The sequence below is a fragment of the Capnocytophaga sp. oral taxon 863 str. F0517 genome (assembly GCF_000466425.1).
GTDB lineage: Bacteria > Bacteroidota > Bacteroidia > Flavobacteriales > Flavobacteriaceae > Capnocytophaga.
This window is the reverse complement of sequence record NZ_KE992105.1, coordinates 1-934: the sequence shown is the minus strand read 5'-3', so window position 1 is coordinate 934 and position 934 is coordinate 1. Positions and strand designations below refer to the sequence as shown.

General features: G+C 48.0%; 1 protein-coding gene. It reads left to right on the top strand.

Annotation, left to right across the window (positions count from 1 at the left end; all coding sequences use genetic code 11):
- Positions 1-32: 32 nt before the first annotated feature.
- Positions 33-890 (top strand): ChaN family lipoprotein, encoded by an 858-nt coding sequence (locus HMPREF1551_RS03470; RefSeq protein WP_051317848.1) that lies wholly within the window; start codon positions 33-35, stop codon positions 888-890.
- Positions 891-934 lie beyond the last annotated feature (44 nt).

Here is a 934-nt window from a genome sequence, read left to right as displayed (position 1 = left end):
ATTTACTATCTAAAAACAACGCAACAGCAGTAATGACTAATCTAAGAATGCTTTTGTTATATTGGGGGCTGTTGCTCTCTGTGGTGGCTTTCTCTCAGGAGAAGAAAGCCTATGTTTTCTTTGATAAAAAAGGGCACAAGACTACCTATGGCAAACTCTTGAGAAAGAGCGAAAAGGCCGATGTCGTGCTTTTTGGGGAATATCACAACAACCCTATTGCTCACTGGTTGCAACGCACACTGATCAAAGACCTACAGCCTAAGCGCTCGCTTATCCTGGGGGCGGAGATGCTCGAGCGAGATAACCAAGAAGCCCTTGATCGCTACTTGCAAGGAGCTATCGACCAAAAAGGCTTGGATACCTTGGCGCGCTTGTGGAGTAACTACAAGACGGACTATAAGCCCTTGGTGGATTTTGCTAAGAAACACCAACGGCCTTTTGTGGCTACCAATATCCCACGCCGCTACGCCAATTTGGTCTATAAGAAAGGGTTGCAAGCCCTTGATACTCTTCCTGCAATAGAGCGGCCTTGGCTGGTACGCCTGCCCTTCCCTTATGATGGAAGCCTCTCCCAATATGTGCAAATGAAAAAAATGGCTCGGCACGATACGGAAAACCTTCCTTTGGCACAGGCGATTAAGGATGCTACCATGGCCGAGTCCATCCTCGCTCACCTGAAGCCCTCTACTCTTTTTGTACACTTCAACGGGAGTTATCATTCGGATTACTTCCAAGGGATCTATTGGTACCTCAAGCGGGAGCGCCCCGACCTGAGGATCCTGACCATCGCTACCACTACCCAAGCTGAACTCCGAAGACTCGACAAGCAAAGCCGTGGCCGCGCTGATTTTATCTTGGTTGTAGACGAGGAAATAACACCTAATGATTAATTATCTTACGTAGCCCAATATCTCCATCACGCTTTTCCGCTTGG